Raw genomic sequence first — 23,670 nt, 5'->3', positions numbered from 1 at the left:
ACACAACTGTCCAAAAAAGTCTAAGTTCAACTTTCTCTACCAGGTCGTAACGCTGTGTATGAGAAACCTTTGACACCAGGGTGTCGATTCACTTAATATACGAATCTCTGATCCGTATATTAAAAGTGTAGGACTCCTTCCAATAAAAAGCAAGGATAAACCCTTTTTAATTTAGGCAAAAATAATATTTTTTTTTATAATAAATGAATTCCAATGATTTGTACCGCTTTGGACAGTTGGTCTTTCAATGAAATTTCGGTATAATAAGGCCGGTATATTTGGAGGTTTGCGAGATGCGGTTAGACAAAGTAATCGAACAAAATTTACAAACGACGCGCAAAGAGATGAAGCGTCTTTTTCTGATGAAAAAAGTTTTTGTCGATGGAAGAGTCGAACTTAATCCGCAACGCAATGTGGATAGCCGTCTGCATAAAATCTTTGTTGGAGGACAAGCGTTAACGACCAATCACGTGTATTATTTGCTGAACAAACCAGCCGGTGTTGTAACAGCCAAAAAAGATTCGAACTTTCAAACTGCAACCGAATTGATTGCAAAAGGAGAACGACCTCTTGAGTTGTATCCGGTTGGACGATTGGATCGGGACACGACTGGTTTGCTGCTGTTGACTGATAATGGACAGTTAGGCTACGATCTTTTGCAGCCTCATTCAAAAGTTGAGAAAACTTATCGGGCAGTAGTCAATGAGCAAGTAACATTAACAGATGTAGCTGCTTTTGCTAGTGGGATCGTTTTTCATGGCGGCGTTCGCTGTCAACCGGCACAACTAAACATTTTAAGCGCAGAAGCGGGACGTTCAGAGGTTTTGCTGACAATCAAAGAAGGCAAGTTTCATCAAGTAAAGAAAATGTTTTTGGCCCGCGGAAAAAAAGTAACTAGTCTGACACGGCTGACGATGGGGCCGTTAGAATTACCGCAAGAATTAGCTGAAGGCGAGTACCGCCCTCTGACACTTGCTGAGCTCCAACAATTAAAAACATATTTTAGATAGAAGGGTTAATAATGAGTTACGAGACGATTTTATTTGATATTGATGATACGCTGTTAGATTTCAAAGCAGCAGAAGAACAAGCATTGAGCTGGCTGTTCCAAGATATGGGGATAGAGCCCTCGTCCGCAGTAAAAAATGCGTACAAAGAAATGAATCAAGGCTTTTGGCGAGACCATGAAGCCGGTTTGCTGTCGCGGCAAGAGTTGTTAGACAATCGCTTCCGTTTATTTTTTGCTCAATACGAGCAAGCAGTGGATGGACCAAAGACTGAAGCACGCTATCGTCATTATTTAAATCAAGGCCATCAACTGATCGCTAATAGTTTAGAAGTTGTCGCAACCTTGAGTCGGAAAAAAGATCTGTATGTAGTGACTAATGGCGTCTCTGCAACGCAACACCAACGTTTGACCAAATCAGGCTTGGCACCGTATTTCAAAAAGTTCTTTATTTCTGAAGAGCTGGGTGTACATAAACCGATGAAAGAATTTTTTGATATTGTTTTTGCTGAGATTCCGCATTTTGATAAAGAAAAAGCAGTGATCGTGGGTGATTCTTTGACTTCAGATATCAAAGGCGGGCAAGTGGCAGGGATTGACACAATCTGGATGAATCCGCAAGCAAAGCAAGCACAAGCAATCAAACCGACATTTCAGATTAAAGAATTAACTGACCTCTATCAGATTTTGGAAGAATTTTAAGTTTTTGATAGTAATTTGACGGTGTTTCGCTATAATAGGACTAATGAAAAACGAAAGAGGTTTTATTTACATGAAAAACAAGCCGATCATTATTGGTGTAACGGGCGGTTCAGGAAGTGGAAAAACAAGCGTCAGCCGTGCGATTTACAATCGGTTTCCCGATCATTCCATCATGATGTTGGAGCACGATTCTTATTATAAGGATCAAAGTGGTATCAGCTTTGAAGAACGATTAGAAACAAACTACGATCATCCTTTTGCGTTCGATACGGATCTGTTGATCGAACATTTAAAAGAATTGACACAATACCAATCGGTCGAAGTTCCGATCTATGATTATGTCGCTCATACGCGTAGTGAAAAAGTTTATGTCCAAGAACCAAAAGAAGTCATCATATTAGAAGGAATCTTGATTTTAGAAGATGAACGTCTGCGAGATATGATGGATATCAAAATCTATGTGGATACTGATGACGACATCCGGATTATCCGCCGAATCAAACGCGATATGAATGAACGGGGACGGACGTTGGAATCAGTTATTGGCCAATATTTGACTGTAGTAAAACCAATGTATCACCAATTTATCGAGCCGACGAAGCGCTATGCAGATATCATTGTGCCAGAAGGTGGCGAAAATCATGTGGCGATCGATCTGATTGCTACTAAGGTCGCAAGTTTTTTGAATCATGATTAAATCAAACGTCTCAAAAAATTTAAATACAAAAAGAGTCTGTGAGTATCACAGACTCTTTTTGTATTTAGCGTTCCAACGGCGTCTTCGAAACTTTTTTATTTTTTGAAGCTGCCTATTTCTGTACAACTTTTTTATGCGGCCGAGAAGACTCGAACTTCCACGATATTGCTATCACTAGCGCCTGAAGCTAGCGCGTCTGCCAATTCCGCCACGACCGCAAATAAATTACTTATTTATTTTAGCACAAAAAAAATATTATGAAAGGGGGAGTCCTCAGCAAATAAAAAATCCCGACTCAAGTTCGAGTCGGGAAAAATTTCTATAAGTAGTATTTTTTAGCAACTGTTAAGTCATCATTCAAATCATAAACAAGCGGTTGGCCTGTTGGGATTTCTAAATCCATGATGTCTTCGTCAGAAATACCTTCAATATGTTTAGCTAATGCACGTAGTGAGTTACCGTGAGCGGCAACTAAGACAGTTTTTCCGTCTTTCAATGCAGGAGCGATTTCATCTTGCCAGAAAGGCAATGCACGTTCCAAAGTAACTTTCAAGTTTTCTCCACCAGGAATATCGCGAGGATCTAATGTAGCGTAACGACGGTCTTGTGCTGCTGAACCTTCGTCAGTTGCTTCCATCAATGGAGGTAATACATCGTAAGAACGACGCCAGATATGAACTTGTTCGTCACCGTATTTTTCAGCAGTTTCTTTTTTGTTCAATCCTTGTAATTTACCATAGTGACGTTCGTTTAAGCGCCAAGATTTTAAAGTTGGTACCCAAAGTTGATCTGAATATTCTAAGATCAAGTCACAAGTTTTGATCGCACGAGTTAAAACAGATGTGTAAGCTACATCAAATTCAATTCCTGCTTCTTTAATTTTACGGCCGCCTTCTTTTGCTTCTTCGACACCTTCTGGAGCCAAATCAACGTCTGCCCAGCCTGTGAATTGGTTTAATTTGTTCCATTCGCTCAAGCCATGACGAGAAAAAACTAATTTTGGCATATCATTCTCTCCTTTTGAAATTTCTGAAATTTTCAATTTCTGATTCATTGTACAATGTTTCAGCTGTGATTTCCATTAAATTGAGTTCATTTTTGTTAAATCAGGAGCATTAAGGAGACTTTTTTCAAATTAATTTGGGACTTCTAAAGTTTTTGGTCCTTCCGGTGTACCCACGATCACGCGTGAAATCATGTCGATAAATAAGCCGTGTTCGACTACACCGACGTAAGTATCCAATTCTTTTGCTAAGGCCCGTGGATCTTCAATGACATCTAAGTGCAGATCGATGATGTAATGGCCGCCGTCGGTTGTTAAAAGTTCGTTGGCTTCATTTTTACGCCAAGTTGGATTGTAGCCTTTTGCTTCAAACAAGCGGAAGATATTGTGGCTGCCAAAAGGAACGACTTCAATCGGTAAAGGAAATTTCCCTAATTTGTCGACCATTTTGCTTTCGTCAACGATCCAAATGCAATCTTTTGAATATGTTGCAACTACTTTTTCGAAAAGCAAAGCTGCGCCGCCGCCTTTGATTCCTTGAAAATCTGCACTGATTTCATCAGCACCATCAATGGTAAGGTCAACTGATTCTACTTCGTCGATCGCTTTTAATGGAATCCCTAATTCTTTTGCTTGTTCTTCAGTTTTTGAAGAGGTCACGACACCTGTGATTTTTAAACCTTCTTCATTTACGCGCCGACCCAACTCTTTGACCAAATAATAAGCTGTTGAACCCGTTCCTAAGCCTACGATCATACCGTCTTTAACAAATTTAGCCGCCTCGATCCCAACTAACTCTTTCAAATTCATTGAAATATCCCACCTTTTATTAAGTTGTTTCTATTGTAATCGCAAAAAAAGAAAAAAGATAGGCTTTTAAGTAGAAAAGACCAAAAATAAAAAAGCGTTTTAATTGTTGCAGTTGCAACAAAGAGACAGTTTTTGCTTAAGAATAAGAATTTTCTTATCAAGCGGCTATGAATAAAAAAGATCGACTTATGATGAAAGAAAAAAACTCTTGGATAGTTTGTTGACAGCTAAAACTAATCGTGATATGCTATCAAAGGTGCTTTGTGAACAGGTCTCTCACATGAGACGTGCTGACTGTGTCGAAGTACACTTGATAGAGAATGCAGGGATGCATTATTTTTTATCGCTAAAAAAGAACCACCAGGATGTGTGGTACTAGAATGCGAATCGAGGAAGGAGGAAACAAGGAATGCCTACAATTAACCAATTAGTACGTAAACCTCGTAAATCAAAGGTGGAAAAATCAAATTCACCAGCATTGAACAAAGGATATAACAGCTTTAAGAAAGCTCAAACAGACGTGAACTCACCACAAAAACGTGGAGTTTGTACACGTGTGGGGACTATGACACCTAAGAAACCTAACTCAGCGTTACGTAAATATGCTCGTGTTCGTTTGTCAAACTTAATCGAAGTAACAGCTTATATTCCAGGTATCGGCCATAACCTACAAGAACATAGTGTTGTTCTATTACGTGGTGGACGTGTAAAAGATTTACCAGGGGTACGTTACCATATCGTTCGTGGCGCGCTAGATACTGCCGGCGTTAACGATCGTAAACAAAGCCGTTCTAAATACGGTACTAAAAAACCTAAAGCTTAATCAAACGAATAGATAAAGACATATTTTCGGAAGGAGGAGTTACGTATGACTCGTAAAGGAATTATTGCAAAACGTGATGTTTTGCCAGATCCTATGTATAACTCTAAGTTAGTAACTCGTTTAATCAACCGTGTAATGGTTGACGGCAAACGTGGTACTGCTTCAAATATCGTATACAATGCTTTTAGCACAATCAAAGAATCAACAGGAAATGATCCGTTGGAAGTTTTCGAACAAGCAATGGAAAACATCATGCCTGTATTAGAAGTTAAAGCTCGCCGTGTTGGGGGTTCTAACTATCAAGTTCCCGTTGAAGTACGTCCAGAACGTCGGACGACTTTAGGCTTACGTTGGGTTGTAAACTTCGCACGTTTGCGCGGCGAACACACAATGGAAGAACGCTTAGCGAAAGAACTTATGGATGCAGCTAACAACACTGGTGCTTCTGTGAAGAAACGCGAAGATACACACAAAATGGCGGAAGCCAACCGTGCATTTGCTCATTATCGTTGGTAAGATTTTTTCTGTTGGTTAAAACCAACAGAAAAATGATTAGACAATGCTGAATTTAATTTAAGAGAGGAGCAAACAAAGAAATGGCAAGAGAATTTTCTCTAGACAATACTCGTAATATCGGGATCATGGCCCACGTTGATGCAGGTAAAACTACAGCAACTGAGCGTATCTTGTACTACACTGGTAAAATCCATAAAATTGGTGAAACCCACGAAGGCGCTTCTCAAATGGACTGGATGGAACAAGAACAAGAACGCGGAATCACGATCACTTCTGCCGCTACAACAGCGCAATGGAAAGGTCACCGCGTAAACATCATCGATACTCCAGGACACGTGGACTTCACAATCGAAGTACAACGTTCATTACGTGTTCTTGATGGCGCAGTAACTGTTTTGGACTCACAATCAGGTGTAGAACCACAAACAGAAACTGTTTGGCGTCAAGCAACAGAATACTCTGTTCCACGTATTGTATTCTGTAATAAAATGGATAAAATCGGTGCGGACTTCCTTTACTCAGTAAGCACTTTACACGATCGTTTACAAGCGAATGCTCATCCGATCCAATTACCAATTGGTGCAGAAGATGACTTCACTGGTATCATCGATTTAGTTAAAATGAAAGCTGAAATCTACACAAACGACTTAGGAACTGAAATCCAAGAGACTGAAATTCCTGAAGAATACAAAGAACAAGCTGAAGAATGGCGCGAAAAATTAGTGGAAGCTGTTGCTGATACTGATGAAGACCTAATGATGAAATTCTTGGAAGGTGAAGAAATCACTGAAGAAGAATTAAAAGCAGGTATCCGTAATGCTACTTTAGCTGTAGACTTTTTCCCAGTTCTATGTGGATCAGCCTTCAAAAACAAAGGTGTTCAATTGATGTTGGATGCAGTCATCGACTATCTTCCAGCTCCAACTGACGTAAAAGCAATCCAAGGATTCAATCCTAAAACTGACGAAGAAACTGAACGTCCAGCTGATGATTCAGCTCCATTCTCATCACTAGCGTTTAAAGTTATGACTGACCCATTCGTAGGTCGTCTAACATTCTTCCGTGTTTACTCAGGTGTACTAAATTCTGGTTCATACGTCTTGAACGCATCAAAAGGCAAACGTGAACGTATCGGACGTATCCTACAAATGCACGCGAATACCCGTAAAGAAATCGAAACGGTTTACTCAGGCGATATCGCTGCTGCTGTTGGTTTGAAAGATACAACAACTGGGGATACACTTTGTGATGAAAAATCACCAGTTATCTTAGAATCTATCGAATTCCCTGATCCAGTTATCGAAGTTGCGGTTGAACCTAAATCAAAAGCTGACCAAGATAAAATGGGTGTTGCTTTACAAAAACTTGCTGAAGAAGATCCTTCATTCCGCGTTGAAACAAACGTTGAAACTGGCGAAACTGTTATCGCTGGTATGGGTGAACTTCACTTGGACGTTTTAGTTGACCGTATGCGTCGTGAATTCAAAGTAGAGGCAAACGTTGGTGCGCCTCAAGTATCTTACCGTGAAACATTCCGTTCTGCGACAAATGCAGAAGGTAAGTTTGTACGTCAGTCTGGTGGTAAAGGTCAATACGGTCACGTATGGATCGAATTCACACCAAACGAAGAAGGTGCTGGCTTCGAATTCGAAAATGCAATTGTCGGTGGTGTGGTTCCTCGTGAATACATCCCAGCAGTTGAAAAAGGTTTAGAAGATGCAATGGCAAACGGTGTATTAGCTGGTTATCCATTAGTTGACATCAAAGCTAAGCTTTATGATGGTTCATACCATGATGTCGATTCAAATGAAACAGCCTTCCGTGTAGCTGCTTCTATGGCGCTACGTGCTGCTGCTAAAAAAGCTAGCCCAGCAATTCTTGAACCAATGATGAAAGTTACGATTACTGTTCCAGAAGATTACTTAGGTGATGTAATGGGTCACGTAACTGCACGTCGTGGTCGAGTTGAAGGTATGGAAGCACATGGTAATTCACAAATCGTGAATGCAATCGTGCCGTTGGCTGAAATGTTCGGCTATGCAACAACTCTTCGTTCTTCTACGCAAGGACGCGGAACATTCATGATGGTCTTTGACCACTATGAAGATGTACCTAAATCAGTTCAAGAAGAAATTATTAAGAAAAACGGCGGCAAAGCTGAATAATTCTTAAAAGTCAATTGAATTTGGCTAGATTTCTACTAAAAAGAACTATATTTTTTATGGTATTTCATGTAATATTATTAACTGATGATATGGGCTCGTGCTGTATTTTGCAGTACGGACCTATCAAAAAACTAATCTCATTTACTAGGAGGAACATTTTAAATGGCTAAAGAAAAATTTGACCGTTCAAAACCCCATGTTAACATTGGTACTATCGGACACGTTGACCATGGTAAAACAACTTTAACAGCTGCAATTACAACTGTACTTGCTAAACAAGGCGGCGCGACTGCTATGGATTACGCTTCAATCGATGGCGCTCCAGAAGAACGCGAACGCGGAATCACAATCAACACTTCACACGTTGAGTATGAAACAGAAAACCGTCACTATGCTCACGTTGACTGCCCAGGACACGCGGACTACGTTAAAAACATGATCACTGGTGCTGCTCAAATGGACGGAGCTATCTTAGTAGTATCTGCTGCTGATGGCCCTATGCCTCAAACACGTGAACACATCTTGTTATCACGTAACGTTGGTGTTCCTTACATCGTTGTATTCTTAAACAAAATGGATATGGTTGATGACGAAGAATTACTAGAATTAGTTGAAATGGAAGTTCGTGATCTATTAACAGAATACGATTTCCCAGGCGACGACACTCCAGTTATCGCAGGTTCAGCTTTAAAAGCTTTAGAAGGCGACGCTTCATACGAAGAAAAAATCTTAGAATTAATGGCTGCTGTTGACGAATACATCCCAACACCAGTTCGTGATACTGACAAACCTTTCATGATGCCAGTCGAAGACGTATTCTCAATCACTGGTCGTGGTACAGTTGCAACTGGTCGTGTTGAACGTGGACAAGTTCGCGTTGGTGACGAAGTTGAAATCGTTGGTATCGCTGAAGATACTGCTAAAACAACTGTTACAGGTGTTGAAATGTTCCGTAAATTGTTAGACTACGCTGAAGCCGGCGATAACATCGGTGCATTATTACGTGGTGTTGCACGTGAAGATATCCAACGTGGACAAGTTTTAGCTAAACCAGCTTCAATCACTCCACATACAAAATTCTCTGCAGAAGTTTACGTTTTAACTAAAGAAGAAGGTGGACGTCATACTCCATTCTTCACTAACTACCGTCCTCAGTTCTACTTCCGTACAACTGACGTAACTGGTGTAGTTGATCTACCAGAAGGTACTGAAATGGTAATGCCTGGTGACAACGTAACTATGGAAGTTGAATTAATCCACCCAATCGCTATCGAAGACGGAACTCGTTTCTCAATTCGTGAAGGCGGACGTACTGTTGGTTCAGGCGTTGTAACTGCAATCAAAGCTTAATTAGCTTTACATTTTAAAATTATGCTCGGACGTAAAGAGTCGCCAGTTTCTGGCGGCTCTTTTTTTGTCGCTTTAATTGATACGTTCGATGATCCGAAAACGCTGAAGTTTTTAACTCGAGAATAAATCTATTGAAAAAATATAACGGAAATCGATTGCAATGATCGGATGCGGTTGCGAAAACTGAAATAGTTATTGGGATGCGGATTTTTTAAAAGGCGAAGATCGGATTGGGTGGATAAAATAAATGCTATTACTATAGAAGAAAAAATTATCGATTATGTGTTTCGGGTGTTTTCTGAAAACGTACTAGAAAATCCAAAAAAGCTGAGAAAATCCTTGCAATCGTTAACCTCATGTAATATAATCATAAAGGTGCTGTTTGCAGAAGTGCGAATGACACTGGGGGTTCAAAAAAAGAATCCACCGGCTTTGAAACGAGAGGTTGCGACACGCCCGGACGCTTTGCCACGAACGAGCGTGACGGAGATTTTCGTGGAGCTATGTCTACTTTTAAAATAGGCGAAGGAGGGAATAAGATGGCAAAACAAAAAATTCGTATCCGTTTAAAAGCGTATGAACATGGTATTTTAGATCAATCAGCGGATAAAATTGTGGAAACTGCAAAAAGAACTGGAGCTAGCGTGTCTGGTCCAATTCCATTACCAACTGAACGCAGTCTTTACACTGTAATCCGTGCGACTCATAAATACAAAGATTCGCGTGAACAATTCGAAATGCGTACTCACAAACGTCTAATTGACATTGTGAACCCAACACCGAAAACAGTTGATGCTTTAATGAAGCTTGACTTACCATCAGGTGTGAATATTGAAATCAAACTATAATAAGAAAATGGAGGTGTAATCATGACCAAAGGAATCTTAGGGAAAAAAGTGGGAATGACTCAAATCTTCACAGAATCTGGCGAACTTATTCCAGTTACTGTTATCGAAGCTACTCCAAACGTTGTTTTACAAGTGAAAACAATGGAGAACGATGGCTACGAAGCAGTTCAATTAGGTTACCAAGATATGCGTGAAGTTTTGTCTAACAAACCTGCGAAAGGTCATGTTGCAAAAGCAAACACGGCTCCTAAGCGCTTCATTCGAGAATTCAAAGATGTTGAGCTAGGAGACTATGAAGTAGGTAAAGAAGTGAAAGTTGATACTTTCCAAGCTGGAGACATCATTGATGTTACCGGAACGACTAAAGGTAAAGGATTCCAAGGCGTTATCAAACGTTATGGACAAAGCCGCGGCCCAATGGCTCACGGATCTCGTTACCACCGTCGTCCTGGATCTATGGGTCCTGTTGCACCAAACCGTGTATTTAAAAACAAACGTTTAGCTGGCCGTATGGGTGGCAACCGCGTGACAATTCAAAATCTTGAAGTTGTTCGTGTTGACGCTGACCGCAACGTTATCTTAGTTAAAGGAAATGTTCCTGGCGCTAAAAAATCTTTAATCACTATCAAATCAGCTGTGAAAGCTAAATAATTAGTTATAGGAAAGGAGGAACTAAGGAATGCCAACTGTAGCATTATTCAAACAAGATGGAACTCAAAACGGTGACATCACTTTAAATGAAGAAATCTTCGGAATCGAACCAAATGAAAATGTTGTTTACGATGCAATCATCATGCAACGTGCTTCATTAAGACAAGGAACACACGCTGTGAAAAATCGTAGCGCAGTTCGTGGCGGTGGTCGCAAACCATGGCGCCAAAAAGGAACTGGACGTGCTCGTCAAGGTTCTATCCGCTCACCACAATGGCGTGGAGGTGGTATCGTCTTCGGACCAACACCACGTTCATACAGCTACAAACTTCCTAAAAAAGTTCGTCGCTTAGCAATCAAATCTGTTTTATCAGAAAAAGTTGCTGAAAATAATTTAGTTGCTGTTGACGCTTTAAGCTTTGACGCTCCTAAAACAAAAGAATTCAAACAAGTTTTAACTAGCTTGTCTATCGATTCAAAAGTATTGGTTGTTTTAGAAACAGAAAACGAAGTTGCAGGCTTAGCTGCTCGTAACTTACCAAACGTGACTGTAACTACTTCAAACAACGTTACTGTATTAGATGTAGTCGCTAATGAAAAAATCTTAGCAACGCAAACCGCTCTTACTCAAATTGAGGAGGTGCTTGCATAATGAACTTACTAGACGTAATCAAACGCCCAGTGATCACTGAAAAATCTATGTTAGACATGGACGAAAAGAAATATACTTTCGAAGTGGACACTCGCGCAAATAAAACTTTAGTCAAACAAGCGGTTGAAGCTGCATTTGACGTTAAAGTTAAAAACGTAAACATTATGAATGCTAAACCAAAAGCAAAACGTATGGGTAAATACCAAGGCTTCACAAAAAAACGTCGCAAAGCTGTTGTGACTTTATCTGAAGAATCAAAAGAAATCCAACTTTTCGACGCTGAATAAGCGTTAGAAAATCACTAGTAAATAGGAGGGAAACTAGACGTGGCGATTAAAAAGTACAAACCTACCTCAAATGGTCGTCGTAATATGACAAGTTCTGATTTCGCTGAAATCACTACTTCAACGCCTGAAAAGACGTTATTACAACCATTGAAAAACAACGCCGGTCGTAACAACAACGGTCGCATCACTGTACGTCATCAAGGTGGCGGACATAAACGTCAATACCGTGTTATCGACTTCAAACGTAATAAAGATAACGTGGTTGCTACAGTACAAACGATCGAGTACGATCCAAACCGCTCAGCAAATATTGCATTAGTTCATTATACAGACGGAGTGAAAGCTTACATTTTAGCCCCTAAAGGCTTAGAAGTTGGCATGACAATCGTGTCTGGATCAGATGCAGATATCAAAATCGGAAACGCACTACCACTAGAAAACATTCCAGTTGGTACTGTTATCCACAACATCGAAATGAAACCTGGCAAAGGCGGACAATTAATCCGTTCAGCTGGTACAAGTGCTCAAGTACTTGGTAAAGAAGGAAAATACGTATTAGTACGTTTAAACTCTGGCGAAGTTCGTATGATCTTAGCTACTTGCCGTGCTACTATCGGTTCTGTTGGTAACGAACAACACGAATTGATCAACATTGGTAAAGCTGGTCGTTCTCGTTGGATGCGCAAACGTCCAACTGTACGTGGTAGCGTAATGAACCCTAACGATCACCCACACGGTGGTGGTGAAGGTAAAGCTCCAGTCGGACGCAAAGCTCCAGTATCTCCTTGGGGACAACCTGCATTGGGTTACAAAACACGTAATAAGAAAGCTGCATCAGACAAGCTTATCGTACGTCGTCGTAAGACTAAATAAAACCATTGACTATGTGTCGCATATTTTGAGAGGAGGTACACCATGGGTCGTAGTTTGAAAAAAGGACCTTTCGTCGATGATCATTTGATGAAAAAGGTCGAAGCGCAACAAGGTGTTGAAAAGAAAAAAGTTATCAAAACTTGGTCTCGTCGTTCAACAATTTTCCCTAGTTTTGTAGGATTTACAATTGCTGTTTATGACGGACGCAAACATGTGCCAGTTTACATCCAAGAAGACATGGTAGGACATAAATTAGGCGAATTTGCACCATCAAGAACTTATCGTGGACATGCCGCCGACGATAAGAAAACAAAACGTTAATTTTGAGGGGAGGATATTAACATGGCAGAACAAATTACATCAGCTAAGGCAACTGCGAGAACAGTTCGCACTTCTCCTCGTAAAGCACGTTTAGTAATCGATCTTATCAGAGGAAAAAGCGTAGCAGAAGCAATTTCAATTTTGAAATTCACACCAAATAAATCTGCAGGAATCATCGAAAAAGTTATGATGTCAGCAGTTGCTAACGCAGAAAACAACTTTGACTTAGATGTTGAAAACTTGGTAGTTTCTGAAGCATTTGTTAACGAAGGACCAACAATGAAACGTTTCCGTCCGCGTGCAAAAGGTTCAGCTTCACCAATTAACAAACGTACAAGTCATATTACCGTTGTGGTATCAGAAAAATAAGGAGGGATAATCAGTGGGTCAAAAAGTAAATCCTATTGGGATGCGTGTAGGCATTATCCGTGAGTGGGATGCTAAATGGTATGCCGAAAAAGAGTATGCTGAATTTCTACACGAAGATTTGAGAATCCGTAAGTTCATCGCAACTAAGCTTGCTGATGCCGCTGTGTCAACTGTTGAAATCGAACGCGCTGCAAATCGTGTAAACATTTCAATTCACACAGCCAAACCTGGCATGGTTATCGGTAAAGGCGGATCTGAAGTTGAAAGCCTAAGAAAAGAATTAAATAAATTAACTGGTAAACGAGTTCATATCAACATCATTGAAATCAAAAAACCAGATTTAGATGCAAAATTAGTCGGAGAAGGAATCGCACGTCAATTAGAAAACCGTGTTGCTTTCCGTCGTGCACAAAAACAAGCGATCCAACGCACAATGCGTTCAGGCGCTAAAGGAATCAAAACTCAAGTATCAGGTCGTTTAAACGGTGCGGATATCGCCCGTTCAGAAGGATACTCAGAAGGAACAGTTCCTCTTCATACATTACGTGCTGACATCGACTACGCATGGGAAGAAGCAGATACAACATACGGAAAACTAGGAGTTAAAGTGTGGATTTATCGTGGAGAAATTCTTCCTACAAAGAAAAACACTGAGAAAGGAGGGAAATAATCATGTTAGTACCTAAACGTGTAAAACACCGTCGTGAATTCCGCGGTAAAATGCGTGGAGAAGCTAAAGGTGGTAAAGAAATCGCATTTGGAGAATTCGGCTTACAAGCTGTTGATTCACATTGGATTACTAACCGTCAAATCGAAGCTGCCCGTATTGCAATGACTCGTTACATGAAACGTGGTGGGAAAGTATGGATTAAAATTTTCCCTCACAAATCTTATACTGCCAAAGCAATTGGTGTACGTATGGGATCTGGTAAAGGTGCTCCTGAAGGCTGGGTTTCACCAGTTAAACGCGGCAAGATCATGTTTGAAATCGCCGGCGTTCCTGAAGAAGTTGCTCGTGAAGCATTACGTCTTGCTTCTCACAAATTACCAATGAAAACTAAGATCGTAAAACGTGAGGAAATGGGTGGTGAATCGAATGAAGGTTAAAGAAATCAGAGAATTAACCACTGCCGAAATGCTAGATCAAGAAAAACAATTAAAAGAAGAATTGTTCAATCTTAGATTCCAATTAGCAACAGGTCAATTAGAAAACACTGCACGTATTAAAGAAGTACGTAAATCGATTGCACGCATCAAAACTGTGTTGCGTGAACAAGCTGACAAATAGTGGAAGGAGGCCATTTCCAGTATGACTGAAGAAAGAAATCAACGTAAAGTTTATCAAGGACGCGTGGTATCTGACAAAATGGACAAAACGATCACTGTTATCGTTGAAACCCAAAAGAACCACCCAATCTATGGTAAACGCATGAAATATTCTAAAAAGTACAAAGCTCACGATGAAAACAATGAAGCAAAAATTGGCGATATCGTGAAAATCATGGAAACTCGTCCGTTATCAGCTACCAAACGTTTCCGTCTGGTTGAAATCGTTGAAAAAGCAGTGATTATCTAATCACACGAGATTTTCCTATATAGATGTTCTTTAAATCTGAAAGGAGGATACACAAGTGATCCAAGCAGAAAGCCGTTTAAAAATCGCGGACAACTCAGGCGCCCGTGAAATTTTAACTATTAAAGTTCTTGGCGGATCTGGTCGCAAAACTGCCAATATCGGTGATGTGATTGTTGCTACGGTTAAACAAGCAACGCCAGGTGGTGTTGTCAAAAAAGGTGACGTCGTTAAAGCCGTTATCGTTCGAACTAAATCAGGCGCTCGTCGTACTGACGGTTCTTACATTAAATTTGATGAAAATGCAGCTGTTATCATTCGTGATGACAAGAGCCCAAGAGGAACACGTATCTTCGGACCTGTCGCTCGTGAACTACGCGAAGGCAACTTCATGAAGATCGTTTCATTGGCACCGGAAGTATTATAATCGAGAGATTCAACTAAAGGAGGTGCGCAACAGTAATGTTCGTTAAAAAAGGCGATAAAGTAAAAGTTATCTCTGGCAAAGACAGAAATAAAGAAGGCGTTGTATTAGAAGCCCTTCCTAAACAAGACAAAGTCGTTGTTGAAGGTGTCAATGTCGTGAAAAAACATAAAAAAGCCTCTCAAGAAGCCCCTCAAGGCGGAATCGTTGAGGTAGAAGCACCAATTCACGCTTCTAATGTTATGGTGATCGACCCTTCAAATGGAGAAGCGACACGCGTTGGCTACAAAGTGGTTGACGGCAAGAAAGTCCGCGTTTCTAAAAAAACCGGCGAAACTCTAGATAAATAATTAAACGAGAAAGGAGGATCTTATAGATGAACCGCCTAAAAGAAAAATTTGTAAGTGAAATTACACCATCTTTGATGGAAAAATTTAACTATAATTCAGTTATGGAAGTTCCTAAAGTTGAAAAAATCGTCATCAACATGGGTGTTGGTGATGCGGTATCAAACACAAAAAACCTTGATAAAGCTGTTGAAGAATTAGCCTTGATCTCTGGTCAAAAACCAATCATCACAAAAGCTAAAAAATCAATCGCTGGTTTCCGTTTACGTGAAGGAATGCCTATCGGTGCGAAAGTAACACTACGTGGAGAAAGAATGTATGAATTCTTAGACAAATTAGTGACTGTGTCACTTCCCCGTGTACGTGACTTCCACGGAGTAAGCAAAAAATCCTTTGATGGCCGTGGTAACTTTACTTTAGGTGTCAAAGAACAACTGATCTTCCCTGAAGTAGATTATGATTTAGTTGATAAAGTCCGCGGTATGGATATCGTTGTTGTTACAACTGCTAAAACAGACGAAGAATCTCGCGAATTATTAACACAACTTGGAATGCCATTCCAAAAATAATCAAGGAGGCGAAAAAATTGGCTAAAAAATCAATGATTGCTAAAAACAAACGCCCTGCAAAACATTCAACGCAAGAATATACTCGCTGCGAACGTTGCGGACGTCCACATTCAGTTTATCGTAAATTTCATCTTTGCCGTATTTGCTTCCGCGAACTTGCCTACAAAGGTCAAATTCCCGGCGTGAAGAAAGCTAGCTGGTAAAATATACTCGCATAAAGGAGGTAAATAGTTCAATGGTCATGACAGATCCAATTGCAGATTTTCTAACTCGTATTCGTAATGCCAACATGGTAAAGCACGATACAGTAGAAGTACCTGCTTCAAAAATCAAACGTGACATCGCGGAAATCCTTAAACGTGAAGGTTTCGTACGTGATGTTGAATATATCGAAGATGACAAACAAGGCATGATCCGTGTTTTCCTTAAATACGGTAAAAATGACGAACGTGTTATCACGAACTTAAAACGTATTTCTAAACCAGGCTTGCGTGCTTATGTCAAAGCTGACGAAGTACCAAAAGTATTAAACGGTTTAGGTATCGCAATCATCTCTACTTCTGAAGGTTTAGTAACCGACAAAGAAGCAAGAGGCAAAAACGTCGGCGGCGAAGTGCTAGCTTACGTTTGGTAAGATCAAACAATCCATGAGGAGGTGTCTATAAGTGAGCCGTATTGGTAATAAATTAGTCGTTTTACCTGCAGGAGTTGAAGTAACTCAAAACGGAAACGACGTTACTGTTAAAGGACCTAAAGGTGAATTAACTCGTACTTTTTCTTCTGATATCAAAATGAGCATCGAAGGAAACGAAGTAACATTTACTCGTCCAAATGACAGCAAAGAAATGAAAACAATTCACGGAACAACTCGTGCAAACTTCAATAACATGGTTGTTGGTGTTTCAGAAGGGTTCCAAAAAGCACTAGAATTAATCGGGGTTGGGTACCGTGCACAATTACAAGGTTCAAAACTTGTGTTGAATGTTGGTTACTCACATCCAGTTGAGATCGTAGCACCAGAAGGTATTACAATCGAAGTTCCTGCTAACACTCAAGTAGTTGTTAAAGGATCAGACAAAGAAGTAGTAGGCGAATTAGCTGCGAAAATCCGCGGAACTCGTCCTCCAGAACCTTATAAAGGCAAAGGTATCCGTTATGTTGGCGAATACGTACGTCGTAAAGAAGGTAAAACTGGTAAATAGTAGGTCAAACCTACACGCGGCTTAGGCCAGCTTAATTAAAGAGGTGACAATTGTGATTACAAAACCAGACAAGAATAAAACACGCCAAAAACGCCACATGCGCGTTCGTGGTAAGATCTCTGGTACTGCTGAGTGCCCACGCTTGAACGTTTTCCGTTCTAACAAAAACATCTACGCGCAAGTAATTGATGACGTAGCGGGTGTGACGCTAGCAAGTGCCTCTGCCTTGGATAAAGAAATTTCAGGTGGAACAAAAACTGAACAAGCACAAGCTGTTGGGAAATTAGTAGCAGAACGTGCATCAGAAAAAGGTATTAAGAAAGTAGTCTTTGACCGTGGTGGATACCTTTACCATGGCCGTGTAGCAGCTTTAGCCGAAGCAGCTCGCGAAAATGGACTAGAATTTTAGGAGAAGGAGGAACACCATTCATGGTTTATATCGATCCAAAACATTTGGAATTAGAAGACCGCGTTGTAGCGATCAACCGTGTTACTAAAGTTGTTAAAGGTGGACGTCGTCTACGTTTCGCAGCACTAGTTGTTGTCGGTGACAAAAACGGTCATGTAGGCTTTGGTACCGGTAAAGCTCAAGAAGTACCTGAAGCAATTCGTAAAGCAATCGAAGACGCTAAGAAAAACCTAGTCGAAGTACCAATGGTAGGAACTACGCTTCCTCACGAAGTTATTGGTGTATTCGGTGGTGGACGCATCTTGATGAAACCAGCCGTTGAAGGTTCTGGAGTTGCCGCTGGTGGACCAGTTCGTGCCGTCTTGGAATTAGCTGGGGTTGCCGATGTAACTTCTAAATCTTTAGGTTCAAACACACCAATCAACGTTGTTCGGGCAACTGTTGAAGGTTTAACTCAATTGAAAAAAGCAGAAGATGTTGCTGCATTACGCGGTATCTCTGTTGAAAACTTAGCTAATTAAGGAGGACGAATGAAATGGCTGAATTAAAAATTACTTTAAAACGCAGTATTATCGGACGTCCTCAAAACCAACGCGACACTGTTAAAGCGTTGGGTCTTAAAAAAATGAACAGCACAGTTGTTAAACCTGCCAATGATGCAATCAAAGGTATGGTTAACACAGTGTCTCATTTAGTGGACGTAGAAGAAGTTTAATCAATATTGATAATTTAAATCTAAGGAGGTGCCCAATATAATGAAACTTCATGAATTACAACCTGCTGAAGGTTCTCGTAAAGTTCGCAACCGCGTTGGACGTGGTACTTCATCAGGTAACGGGAAAACAGCTGGACGTGGCCAAAAAGGACAAAAAGCTCGTTCAGGTGGCGGTGTGCGTCTAGGTTTTGAAGGTGGTCAAACTCCTTTATTCCGTCGTTTACCAAAACGTGGATTTACTAACGTGAATCGTAAAGAATATGCTGTAATTAATTTAGATGTCTTAAATCGTTTTGAAGATGGATCTGAAGTAACGCCAGTTGCTTTAGTTGAAGCTGGAATCGTGAAAAACGAAAAAGCTGGGATCAAAGTTCTAGGAAACGGATCATTAGATAAAAAACTAATCGTTAAAGCAGCAAAATTCTCTAAACATGCTCAAGAAACAATTGAAGCTGCCGGTGGTTCAATCGAGGTGATCTAATGTTCAAACTTTTAAAAGATGCATTCAAAGTTAAGAACATCCGATCACGGATTTTATTTACCGTTTTAATGTTATTGGTTTTCCGGTTAGGTGCACAGATCACTGTACCGGGAGTTGATGCGCGTGGTTTGCAAGGGTTGAGCGAAATGCCATTTTTCAGAATGCTGAATATGGTGAGCGGCTCGGCCATGCAAAACTTCTCGGTCTTCTCAATGGGGGTTTCTCCATATATCACTGCTTCGATTGTTATTCAGTTGTTGCAGATGGATATCGTTCCTAAATTTGTCGAATGGTCAAAACAAGGGGAAGTCGGTCGTAAGAAGTTGAATCAAGCAACTCGCTATTTGACTTTAGTCTTGGCTTTCATTCAGTCTGTGAGTATCACGGCTGGATTTGACTATTTTGCTCAATTTGGTTTCGTGCCAAATCGTAATGTTCAAACGTTCGTTACGATCGGTATCATTCTTACAGCCGGTACGATGTTCGTGACTTGGCTGGGAGAACAGATTACTGAAAAAGGAATCGGTAATGGGGTATCGATGATCATCTTTGCGGGGATCGTTTCTGGTTTGCCACAAGGGATCAAAGATATTTACGATGATTATTTTGTGAACATCGATCCAAGTGATCTATGGAAATCAATTATTTTTGTCGTAATTTTACTTATCGCAATCGTGTTGATTGTCTTCTTTGTAACGTATTTTCAACAAGCGGAAAGAAAAATCCCAATTCAATATACAAAACAAGTCGTTGGCGCTCCAACGAGCAGTTATCTACCGTTAAAAGTAAATGCTGCCGGAGTAATCCCAGTTATTTTTGCCAGCTCGTTTATTGCTACTCCCAATGCGGTGTTGCAAGCACTAGCTAGCCAATATAGCGCGGAAGGCTGGTACGATGTTTTAACAAAATTATTTAGTTATAACACGGTTCCAGGTGCTGCGATTTATACAGTTCTGATCGTTGCTTTCACCTTTTTCTATGCATTTGTTCAGGTTAATCCTGAGAAATTGGCAGAGAACTTACAAAAACAAGGAAGTTACATTCTGCGTGTAAGACCGGGTAAAGGAACAGAAGAATACGTTTCAGCAATTTTGATGCGCTTAAGTGTAGTCGGATCTATTTTCTTAGGTCTGATCGCCTTGATTCCGATTATCGCACAAATGGTTTGGAACTTGCCTCAATCGATTGGTTTGGGCGGTACAAGTCTTTTGATCGTTGTCGGTGTTGCGTTAGAAACTGCGAAACAATTAGAAGGACTTATGTTGAAACGACGCTATGTCGGATTCATGGATGAAGAGTAGATTCGTGTGTTGAGGGATTTCCTCAACGCCGTTCTCACTTTTACATTTACTGAAGTCAGCTGCCAGTCTGAAATGAATAAATCTATATATGAATGAAATGGAATTCTTTTTGAATTCTTTGGTAATATTCTAGGAGGGAAAGCAATGAACCTGATCTTAATGGGACTGCCGGGGGCAGGAAAAGGAACACAAGCAGAAAGAATTGTTGCGACGTACAATATTCCGCATATCAGCACGGGGGATATGTTCCGAGAAGCAATCAAAAACGAGACAACACTCGGATTGAAAGCAAAATCTTATATGGATGCAGGGGATTTGGTCCCAGATGAAGTTACTAACGGTATCGTGAAGGAACGTTTAGCCCAAAAAGACACAGACAAAGGGTTTTTATTGGACGGGTTCCCTCGGACTTTAGATCAAGCCAAGGCATTAGCTGAAATGTTAACAGACTTGAACAAAAAGATTGATGCTGTGATTGATATTCAAGTAGCAGAAGAAGTGTTGGTTGATCGTTTGGCAGGACGCTTCATGTGCCGCAATTGTGGTGCGACTTATCATAAAGTCTTCAACCCTACGAAAGTAGAAGGAACTTGTGATCGCTGCGGGGGTCATGAGTTTTACCAACGTGAAGATGATAAGCCAGAAACTGTTAAAAATCGTTTATCTATTAATGTTAAAAATAGTGAACCTATTTTAGCTTATTATGATGAAGAAGGTCTGTTGTATCCAGTTGATGGAGATCGTGAAATTGATGCCGTATTTGCGGATGTAGAAAAAATTATCAAGAAATAATTTGCCTACCGACTTGAGATGCAGTTTATCTTGCCAAGTTCGATGTTTTATGATAGAATTTGTCAGTCTGACTTCTGGCTTTTTTGGAAGTTAACTTTAGAATTAGGGTGGGAACTGCAGTTTCCGCCATTTTATCGTGTGAAAATGCGAAACAACTACAAGGAGGTACTCTGCGTGGCAAAAGAAGATATGATTGAAATCGAAGGAACAGTCGTCGAAACTTTGCCGAATGCAATGTTTAAAGTCGAGTTGGAAAACGGACACGAAGTTCTTGCGCACGTATCTGGTAAAATCCGGATGTATTATATTCGAATCTTACCTGGAGATAAGGTTACAGTTGAACTTTCTCCTTATGATTTGAGCCGTGGTCGTATTACCTATCGCTTTAAGTAAGTTGTACTCCGTAAAACTTCAGGAGGTATAATCATGAAAGTAAGACCATCAGTAAAACCAATGTGTGAACATTGTAAAGTAATTCGTCGTAATGGACGTGTTATGGTGATTTGCCCAGCAAACCCAAAACATAAACAACGTCAAGGATAATTGGAGGTGTAATTAAGTATGGCTCGTATTGCAGGAGTAGATATTCCTCGTGATAAACGCGTGGTAATTTCACTTACGTATATTTTCGGAATTGGAAATACTACAGCGAAACAAATTTTAGCCGATGCAGGCGTTTCTGAAGATGTTCGTGTACGTGACTTAACAAACGAACAAACAGACGCTATCCGTGCTGAAGTTGATAAATTAAAGGTTGAAGGCGATCTTCGTCGTGAAACTAACTTAAACATCAAACGTTTGATGGAAATCGGTTCTTACCGTGGAATCCGTCATCGTCGCGGCTTACCTACACGTGGACAAAACACTAAGAACAACGCTCGTACACGTAAAGGCCCAGCTCGCGCTATTGCCGGCAAGAAAAAATAATTAGTGAAGGAGGTTTAAATCTTCATGGTAGCAAAGAAAGTCAATCGTAAACGTCGTGTGAAGAAGAATATCGAAACAGGTATCGCTCATATTCATTCGACTTTTAACAATACAATCATCATGATTACTGATGCAAGCGGCAACGCTGTAGCATGGTCATCTGCAGGTTCGTTAGGATTCAAAGGTAGTAAAAAATCAACTCCTTTCGCTGCTCAAATGGCTGCTGAAACTGCAACAAAAGCTGCAATGGAACATGGTTTGAAAAGTGTTGAAGTAACTGTTAAAGGACCTGGTTCTGGTCGTGAAGCAGCAATTCGTTCATTGCAAGCAACTGGTTTAGAAGTAACTGCAATTCGTGACGTGACTCCAGTACCTCATAATGGATGCCGCCCTCCAAAACGCCGTCGTGTTTAATGAGTGCCCAACTCTATGAGTTTTACAGGAACGTCATTGAACAAGACACTTTTCGTTTTGAAAGGGGTAAAAGACAAGAATGATTGAATTCGAAAAACCAAGAATCACAAAAATTGATGAAGACAGAGATTATGGCAAGTTCGTTGTTGAACCTCTGGAAAGAGGTTATGGAACTACTTTAGGTAATTCTCTACGTCGTATTCTACTTTCTTCTTTACCGGGCGCTGCCATTACAAATATTCAAATCGATGGGGTGCTACACGAATTTTCAACCATCAAAGGTGTAAGAGAAGACGTTGTACAAATCATTTTGAATATTAAAGGTTTAGCGTTAAAATTATTCGCTGAAGAAGAAAAAACCCTTGAGATCGATATTACTGGACCAGCTACGGTAACTGCCGGCGATATTATCGTTGACAGCGACGTTGAAATCTTAAATAAAGATATGTACATTTGTACTGTTTCTGAAGGTGCGACATTCCATGCCCGCCTAACGGTAAAACCTGGTCGAGGCTATGTTCAAGCAGACGAAAACAAAAAGGAAGACATGCCAATTGGTGTCCTTCCAGTCGATTCCATCTATACACCTGTTCGTAAAGTAAACTATCAAGTTGAAAATACACGTGTTGGTCGTCGTGATGACTTCGATAAATTAACGATGGAAATTTGGACTGACGGATCGATCATTGCTCAAGAAGCATTGAGTCTTGCAGCGAAAATTTTAACTGAACATTTGGATATTTTTGTAAATCTTACTGATGAAGCGAAAAACGCTGAAATCATGGTCGAAAAAGAAGAAACACAAAAAGAAAAAATGTTGGAAATGACCATCGAAGAACTAGACTTGTCTGTACGCTCGTATAATTGCTTGAAACGTGCTGGAATTAATACGGTTCAAGAATTAACGAATAAGTCTGAACCTGAAATGATCAAAGTACGTAATTTAGGTCGTAAATCTCTTGAAGAAGTTAAGGCTAAATTACATGATCTTGGTCTAGGACTACGTAAAGACGATTAATATTGTTGACAAAGGAGGGAAACCTACGTGAGTTATCGTAAATTAGGACGCACATCTAGCCAACGTAAGGCAATGTTGCGTGACTTAACAACTGACTTAATTATCAACGAACGTATCGTTACGACTGAAGCTCGTGCGAAAGAAGTTCGTTCAACTACTGAAAAGATGATTACCTTAGGAAAACGCGGGGATCTTCATGCACGTCGCCAAGCTGCAAGCTTTGTACGTAATGAAGTCGCTGATGTTCGCGAAGAAAACGAAGCAATCGTTGTTGAATCTGCATTACAAAAATTATTCAATGACATCGCTCCTCGTTACGCTGAACGCCAAGGTGGATACACTCGTATCTTAAAAACTGAACCTCGTCGTGGCGACAACGCCCCTATGGTTGTTTTAGAACTTGTATAATAATCACTCTTCACTTT

General features: G+C 40.4%; 39 protein-coding genes and 1 tRNA gene. 37 read left to right on the top strand and 3 right to left on the bottom strand.

Annotated features, from left to right (window positions below; all coding sequences use genetic code 11):
- The first annotated feature begins 293 nt into the window (after positions 1 to 293).
- The 3 genes from FFM68_RS07420 (at position 294) to udk (ending at position 2,405) form a co-directional block, all read left to right on the top strand.
- Positions 294 to 1,010, top strand: a complete 717-nt coding sequence (locus FFM68_RS07420; protein WP_137618751.1) for a 16S rRNA pseudouridine(516) synthase — start codon at positions 294 to 296, stop codon at positions 1,008 to 1,010.
- Positions 1,011 to 1,021: 11 nt separating this feature from the next.
- Entirely contained in the window at positions 1,022 to 1,708 is a 687-nt protein-coding gene (locus tag FFM68_RS07415; protein ID WP_137618750.1) for a YjjG family noncanonical pyrimidine nucleotidase, read from the top strand.
- A gap of 70 nt (positions 1,709 to 1,778) precedes the next feature.
- Positions 1,779 to 2,405, top strand: coding sequence for a uridine kinase (udk, locus tag FFM68_RS07410; RefSeq protein ID WP_137618886.1), 627 nt, complete (start codon positions 1,779 to 1,781; stop codon positions 2,403 to 2,405).
- 134 nt (positions 2,406 to 2,539) lie between these two features.
- Here the strand turns inward: udk and FFM68_RS07405 are convergent.
- The 3 genes from FFM68_RS07405 to rpiA form a co-directional block, all read right to left on the bottom strand.
- Positions 2,540 to 2,623: transfer RNA gene (locus FFM68_RS07405), tRNA-Leu, on the bottom strand.
- Between the two features lie 101 nt (positions 2,624 to 2,724).
- On the bottom strand, positions 2,725 to 3,411 hold the full coding sequence (gene gpmA / locus FFM68_RS07400; RefSeq protein WP_137618749.1) for a 2,3-diphosphoglycerate-dependent phosphoglycerate mutase: 687 nt from the start codon (positions 3,409 to 3,411) through the stop codon (positions 2,725 to 2,727).
- A gap of 129 nt (positions 3,412 to 3,540) precedes the next feature.
- Complete coding sequence (rpiA, locus tag FFM68_RS07395) at positions 3,541 to 4,218, bottom strand: ribose-5-phosphate isomerase RpiA (protein ID WP_137618748.1); 678 nt, start codon at positions 4,216 to 4,218, stop codon at positions 3,541 to 3,543.
- A gap of 409 nt (positions 4,219 to 4,627) precedes the next feature.
- On the opposite strand from rpiA, the gene rpsL reads away from it, so the two are divergent.
- From rpsL to rplQ, 34 genes are all read left to right on the top strand, one after another.
- Positions 4,628 to 5,041 carry a 30S ribosomal protein S12 gene (gene rpsL / locus FFM68_RS07390; protein WP_137618747.1) on the top strand — a complete coding sequence of 138 codons (414 nt, stop codon included), beginning with the start codon at positions 4,628 to 4,630 and terminating at the stop codon, positions 5,039 to 5,041.
- 45 nt (positions 5,042 to 5,086) lie between these two features.
- A complete protein-coding gene (gene rpsG, locus FFM68_RS07385; protein ID WP_137608912.1) occupies positions 5,087 to 5,557 on the top strand; it encodes a 30S ribosomal protein S7 in 471 nt (156 codons plus the stop codon).
- Between the two features lie 80 nt (positions 5,558 to 5,637).
- A complete protein-coding gene (gene fusA, locus FFM68_RS07380) occupies positions 5,638 to 7,722 on the top strand; it encodes an elongation factor G (protein WP_137618746.1) in 2,085 nt (694 codons plus the stop codon).
- 162 nt (positions 7,723 to 7,884) lie between these two features.
- Complete coding sequence (gene tuf, locus FFM68_RS07375) at positions 7,885 to 9,072, top strand: elongation factor Tu (protein WP_137618745.1); 1,188 nt, start codon at positions 7,885 to 7,887, stop codon at positions 9,070 to 9,072.
- A gap of 234 nt (positions 9,073 to 9,306) precedes the next feature.
- A complete protein-coding gene (locus tag FFM68_RS13195) occupies positions 9,307 to 9,594 on the top strand; it encodes a hypothetical protein (RefSeq protein ID WP_137618744.1) in 288 nt (95 codons plus the stop codon).
- A 17-nt stretch (positions 9,595 to 9,611) separates the two neighbouring features.
- Positions 9,612 to 9,920, top strand: a complete 309-nt coding sequence (gene rpsJ, locus FFM68_RS07365) for a 30S ribosomal protein S10 (RefSeq protein ID WP_010756438.1) — start codon at positions 9,612 to 9,614, stop codon at positions 9,918 to 9,920.
- 21 nt (positions 9,921 to 9,941) lie between these two features.
- Positions 9,942 to 10,571 (top strand): 50S ribosomal protein L3, encoded by a 630-nt coding sequence (gene rplC / locus FFM68_RS07360; RefSeq protein WP_137603772.1) that lies wholly within the window; start codon positions 9,942 to 9,944, stop codon positions 10,569 to 10,571.
- Positions 10,572 to 10,599: 28 nt separating this feature from the next.
- Positions 10,600 to 11,223, top strand: coding sequence for a 50S ribosomal protein L4 (gene rplD / locus FFM68_RS07355; protein ID WP_137618743.1), 624 nt, complete (start codon positions 10,600 to 10,602; stop codon positions 11,221 to 11,223).
- A complete protein-coding gene (gene rplW, locus FFM68_RS07350; RefSeq protein ID WP_137603770.1) occupies positions 11,223 to 11,510 on the top strand; it encodes a 50S ribosomal protein L23 in 288 nt (95 codons plus the stop codon). The genes rplD and rplW overlap by 1 nt, the downstream gene beginning before the upstream one ends.
- Before the next feature lie 39 nt (positions 11,511 to 11,549).
- On the top strand, positions 11,550 to 12,383 hold the full coding sequence (rplB, locus tag FFM68_RS07345; protein WP_137618742.1) for a 50S ribosomal protein L2: 834 nt from the start codon (positions 11,550 to 11,552) through the stop codon (positions 12,381 to 12,383).
- Positions 12,384 to 12,425: 42 nt separating this feature from the next.
- Positions 12,426 to 12,704: a 30S ribosomal protein S19 gene (gene rpsS / locus FFM68_RS07340; protein ID WP_071857885.1), complete on the top strand. Its 279-nt coding sequence runs from the start codon at positions 12,426 to 12,428 to the stop codon at positions 12,702 to 12,704.
- Between the two features lie 21 nt (positions 12,705 to 12,725).
- The gene (gene rplV, locus FFM68_RS07335) at positions 12,726 to 13,073 is read left to right on the top strand and encodes a 50S ribosomal protein L22 (protein WP_137603768.1); all 348 of its coding nucleotides are present in this window, start codon (positions 12,726 to 12,728) and stop codon (positions 13,071 to 13,073) included.
- 13 nt (positions 13,074 to 13,086) lie between these two features.
- Positions 13,087 to 13,743 carry a 30S ribosomal protein S3 gene (gene rpsC / locus FFM68_RS07330; RefSeq protein ID WP_137608907.1) on the top strand — a complete coding sequence of 219 codons (657 nt, stop codon included), beginning with the start codon at positions 13,087 to 13,089 and terminating at the stop codon, positions 13,741 to 13,743.
- Positions 13,744 to 13,745: 2 nt separating this feature from the next.
- Positions 13,746 to 14,180 carry a 50S ribosomal protein L16 gene (gene rplP / locus FFM68_RS07325; RefSeq protein WP_137603767.1) on the top strand — a complete coding sequence of 145 codons (435 nt, stop codon included), beginning with the start codon at positions 13,746 to 13,748 and terminating at the stop codon, positions 14,178 to 14,180.
- Positions 14,170 to 14,361 carry a 50S ribosomal protein L29 gene (rpmC, locus tag FFM68_RS07320; RefSeq protein WP_010747210.1) on the top strand — a complete coding sequence of 64 codons (192 nt, stop codon included), beginning with the start codon at positions 14,170 to 14,172 and terminating at the stop codon, positions 14,359 to 14,361. Before rplP ends, rpmC begins: the two co-directional genes overlap by 11 nt.
- 21 nt (positions 14,362 to 14,382) lie before the next feature.
- Entirely contained in the window at positions 14,383 to 14,649 is a 267-nt protein-coding gene (gene rpsQ / locus FFM68_RS07315; protein ID WP_137608906.1) for a 30S ribosomal protein S17, read from the top strand.
- 55 nt (positions 14,650 to 14,704) lie between these two features.
- Positions 14,705 to 15,073, top strand: a complete 369-nt coding sequence (gene rplN / locus FFM68_RS07310) for a 50S ribosomal protein L14 (RefSeq protein ID WP_010742760.1) — start codon at positions 14,705 to 14,707, stop codon at positions 15,071 to 15,073.
- Positions 15,074 to 15,108: 35 nt separating this feature from the next.
- On the top strand, positions 15,109 to 15,420 hold the full coding sequence (gene rplX, locus FFM68_RS07305) for a 50S ribosomal protein L24 (protein ID WP_137608905.1): 312 nt from the start codon (positions 15,109 to 15,111) through the stop codon (positions 15,418 to 15,420).
- Positions 15,421 to 15,446: 26 nt separating this feature from the next.
- Positions 15,447 to 15,986 carry a 50S ribosomal protein L5 gene (gene rplE / locus FFM68_RS07300; protein WP_137608904.1) on the top strand — a complete coding sequence of 180 codons (540 nt, stop codon included), beginning with the start codon at positions 15,447 to 15,449 and terminating at the stop codon, positions 15,984 to 15,986.
- 17 nt (positions 15,987 to 16,003) lie between these two features.
- Positions 16,004 to 16,189 carry a type Z 30S ribosomal protein S14 gene (locus FFM68_RS07295; protein WP_028020384.1) on the top strand — a complete coding sequence of 62 codons (186 nt, stop codon included), beginning with the start codon at positions 16,004 to 16,006 and terminating at the stop codon, positions 16,187 to 16,189.
- Positions 16,190 to 16,221: 32 nt separating this feature from the next.
- The gene (gene rpsH, locus FFM68_RS07290; RefSeq protein ID WP_016179477.1) at positions 16,222 to 16,620 is read left to right on the top strand and encodes a 30S ribosomal protein S8; all 399 of its coding nucleotides are present in this window, start codon (positions 16,222 to 16,224) and stop codon (positions 16,618 to 16,620) included.
- A 31-nt stretch (positions 16,621 to 16,651) separates the two neighbouring features.
- Positions 16,652 to 17,188 (top strand): 50S ribosomal protein L6, encoded by a 537-nt coding sequence (gene rplF / locus FFM68_RS07285; RefSeq protein ID WP_137618741.1) that lies wholly within the window; start codon positions 16,652 to 16,654, stop codon positions 17,186 to 17,188.
- Positions 17,189 to 17,240: 52 nt separating this feature from the next.
- Positions 17,241 to 17,597 (top strand): 50S ribosomal protein L18, encoded by a 357-nt coding sequence (gene rplR, locus FFM68_RS07280; protein WP_137603763.1) that lies wholly within the window; start codon positions 17,241 to 17,243, stop codon positions 17,595 to 17,597.
- A 20-nt stretch (positions 17,598 to 17,617) separates the two neighbouring features.
- On the top strand, positions 17,618 to 18,118 hold the full coding sequence (gene rpsE / locus FFM68_RS07275; protein ID WP_137608901.1) for a 30S ribosomal protein S5: 501 nt from the start codon (positions 17,618 to 17,620) through the stop codon (positions 18,116 to 18,118).
- Positions 18,119 to 18,132: 14 nt separating this feature from the next.
- A complete protein-coding gene (rpmD, locus tag FFM68_RS07270; RefSeq protein WP_010747202.1) occupies positions 18,133 to 18,312 on the top strand; it encodes a 50S ribosomal protein L30 in 180 nt (59 codons plus the stop codon).
- A gap of 40 nt (positions 18,313 to 18,352) precedes the next feature.
- Positions 18,353 to 18,793: a 50S ribosomal protein L15 gene (gene rplO, locus FFM68_RS07265; protein ID WP_137608900.1), complete on the top strand. Its 441-nt coding sequence runs from the start codon at positions 18,353 to 18,355 to the stop codon at positions 18,791 to 18,793.
- Complete coding sequence (secY, locus tag FFM68_RS07260) at positions 18,793 to 20,094, top strand: preprotein translocase subunit SecY (RefSeq protein ID WP_137618740.1); 1,302 nt, start codon at positions 18,793 to 18,795, stop codon at positions 20,092 to 20,094. Before rplO ends, secY begins: the two co-directional genes overlap by 1 nt.
- Positions 20,095 to 20,238: 144 nt before the next feature.
- Positions 20,239 to 20,886, top strand: coding sequence for an adenylate kinase (locus FFM68_RS07255; RefSeq protein WP_137618739.1), 648 nt, complete (start codon positions 20,239 to 20,241; stop codon positions 20,884 to 20,886).
- Between the two features lie 174 nt (positions 20,887 to 21,060).
- Positions 21,061 to 21,279 (top strand): translation initiation factor IF-1, encoded by a 219-nt coding sequence (gene infA, locus FFM68_RS07250; RefSeq protein ID WP_010742771.1) that lies wholly within the window; start codon positions 21,061 to 21,063, stop codon positions 21,277 to 21,279.
- A 33-nt stretch (positions 21,280 to 21,312) separates the two neighbouring features.
- A complete protein-coding gene (rpmJ, locus tag FFM68_RS07245; protein WP_010742772.1) occupies positions 21,313 to 21,429 on the top strand; it encodes a 50S ribosomal protein L36 in 117 nt (38 codons plus the stop codon).
- An 18-nt stretch (positions 21,430 to 21,447) separates the two neighbouring features.
- Positions 21,448 to 21,813: a 30S ribosomal protein S13 gene (rpsM, locus tag FFM68_RS07240; RefSeq protein ID WP_084133244.1), complete on the top strand. Its 366-nt coding sequence runs from the start codon at positions 21,448 to 21,450 to the stop codon at positions 21,811 to 21,813.
- 24 nt (positions 21,814 to 21,837) lie between these two features.
- Positions 21,838 to 22,227 (top strand): 30S ribosomal protein S11, encoded by a 390-nt coding sequence (gene rpsK / locus FFM68_RS07235; protein ID WP_010742774.1) that lies wholly within the window; start codon positions 21,838 to 21,840, stop codon positions 22,225 to 22,227.
- 79 nt (positions 22,228 to 22,306) lie between these two features.
- Entirely contained in the window at positions 22,307 to 23,245 is a 939-nt protein-coding gene (locus tag FFM68_RS07230; RefSeq protein ID WP_010742775.1) for a DNA-directed RNA polymerase subunit alpha, read from the top strand.
- Positions 23,246 to 23,272: 27 nt separating this feature from the next.
- The gene (gene rplQ, locus FFM68_RS07225) at positions 23,273 to 23,653 is read left to right on the top strand and encodes a 50S ribosomal protein L17 (RefSeq protein WP_137603757.1); all 381 of its coding nucleotides are present in this window, start codon (positions 23,273 to 23,275) and stop codon (positions 23,651 to 23,653) included.
- Positions 23,654 to 23,670: the final 17 nt, after the last annotated feature.

The sequence above is a fragment of the Enterococcus xiangfangensis genome (genome assembly GCF_005405365.1).
Classification (GTDB): Bacteria; Bacillota; Bacilli; order Lactobacillales; family Enterococcaceae; genus Enterococcus_A; species Enterococcus_A xiangfangensis.
The sequence above is the reverse complement of the archived record's forward strand: the minus strand, read 5'-3'. Positions and strand labels throughout refer to the sequence as shown.

Bases quoted from the DNA above. Each gene is read 5' to 3' on its own strand.
- FFM68_RS07420 (WP_137618751.1), top strand. From the start codon at position 294: ATGCGGTTAGACAAAGTAATCGAACAAAATTTACAAACGACGCGCAAA.
- FFM68_RS07415 (WP_137618750.1), top strand. From the start codon at position 1,022: ATGAGTTACGAGACGATTTTATTTGATATTGATGATACGCTGTTAGAT.
- udk (WP_137618886.1), top strand. From the start codon at position 1,779: ATGAAAAACAAGCCGATCATTATTGGTGTAACGGGCGGTTCAGGAAGT.
- gpmA (WP_137618749.1), bottom strand. From the start codon at position 3,411: ATGCCAAAATTAGTTTTTTCTCGTCATGGCTTGAGCGAATGGAACAAA.
- rpiA (WP_137618748.1), bottom strand. From the start codon at position 4,218: ATGAATTTGAAAGAGTTAGTTGGGATCGAGGCGGCTAAATTTGTTAAA.
- rpsL (WP_137618747.1), top strand. From the start codon at position 4,628: ATGCCTACAATTAACCAATTAGTACGTAAACCTCGTAAATCAAAGGTG.
- rpsG (WP_137608912.1), top strand. From the start codon at position 5,087: ATGACTCGTAAAGGAATTATTGCAAAACGTGATGTTTTGCCAGATCCT.
- fusA (WP_137618746.1), top strand. From the start codon at position 5,638: ATGGCAAGAGAATTTTCTCTAGACAATACTCGTAATATCGGGATCATG.
- tuf (WP_137618745.1), top strand. From the start codon at position 7,885: ATGGCTAAAGAAAAATTTGACCGTTCAAAACCCCATGTTAACATTGGT.
- rpsJ (WP_010756438.1), top strand. From the start codon at position 9,612: ATGGCAAAACAAAAAATTCGTATCCGTTTAAAAGCGTATGAACATGGT.
- rplC (WP_137603772.1), top strand. From the start codon at position 9,942: ATGACCAAAGGAATCTTAGGGAAAAAAGTGGGAATGACTCAAATCTTC.
- rplD (WP_137618743.1), top strand. From the start codon at position 10,600: ATGCCAACTGTAGCATTATTCAAACAAGATGGAACTCAAAACGGTGAC.
- rplW (WP_137603770.1), top strand. From the start codon at position 11,223: ATGAACTTACTAGACGTAATCAAACGCCCAGTGATCACTGAAAAATCT.
- rpsS (WP_071857885.1), top strand. From the start codon at position 12,426: ATGGGTCGTAGTTTGAAAAAAGGACCTTTCGTCGATGATCATTTGATG.
- rplV (WP_137603768.1), top strand. From the start codon at position 12,726: ATGGCAGAACAAATTACATCAGCTAAGGCAACTGCGAGAACAGTTCGC.
- rplP (WP_137603767.1), top strand. From the start codon at position 13,746: ATGTTAGTACCTAAACGTGTAAAACACCGTCGTGAATTCCGCGGTAAA.
- rpmC (WP_010747210.1), top strand. From the start codon at position 14,170: ATGAAGGTTAAAGAAATCAGAGAATTAACCACTGCCGAAATGCTAGAT.
- rpsQ (WP_137608906.1), top strand. From the start codon at position 14,383: ATGACTGAAGAAAGAAATCAACGTAAAGTTTATCAAGGACGCGTGGTA.
- rplX (WP_137608905.1), top strand. From the start codon at position 15,109: ATGTTCGTTAAAAAAGGCGATAAAGTAAAAGTTATCTCTGGCAAAGAC.
- rplE (WP_137608904.1), top strand. From the start codon at position 15,447: ATGAACCGCCTAAAAGAAAAATTTGTAAGTGAAATTACACCATCTTTG.
- rpsH (WP_016179477.1), top strand. From the start codon at position 16,222: ATGGTCATGACAGATCCAATTGCAGATTTTCTAACTCGTATTCGTAAT.
- rpsE (WP_137608901.1), top strand. From the start codon at position 17,618: ATGGTTTATATCGATCCAAAACATTTGGAATTAGAAGACCGCGTTGTA.
- rpmD (WP_010747202.1), top strand. From the start codon at position 18,133: ATGGCTGAATTAAAAATTACTTTAAAACGCAGTATTATCGGACGTCCT.
- rplO (WP_137608900.1), top strand. From the start codon at position 18,353: ATGAAACTTCATGAATTACAACCTGCTGAAGGTTCTCGTAAAGTTCGC.
- secY (WP_137618740.1), top strand. From the start codon at position 18,793: ATGTTCAAACTTTTAAAAGATGCATTCAAAGTTAAGAACATCCGATCA.
- FFM68_RS07255 (WP_137618739.1), top strand. From the start codon at position 20,239: ATGAACCTGATCTTAATGGGACTGCCGGGGGCAGGAAAAGGAACACAA.
- rpmJ (WP_010742772.1), top strand. From the start codon at position 21,313: ATGAAAGTAAGACCATCAGTAAAACCAATGTGTGAACATTGTAAAGTA.
- rpsM (WP_084133244.1), top strand. From the start codon at position 21,448: ATGGCTCGTATTGCAGGAGTAGATATTCCTCGTGATAAACGCGTGGTA.
- rpsK (WP_010742774.1), top strand. From the start codon at position 21,838: ATGGTAGCAAAGAAAGTCAATCGTAAACGTCGTGTGAAGAAGAATATC.
- FFM68_RS07230 (WP_010742775.1), top strand. From the start codon at position 22,307: ATGATTGAATTCGAAAAACCAAGAATCACAAAAATTGATGAAGACAGA.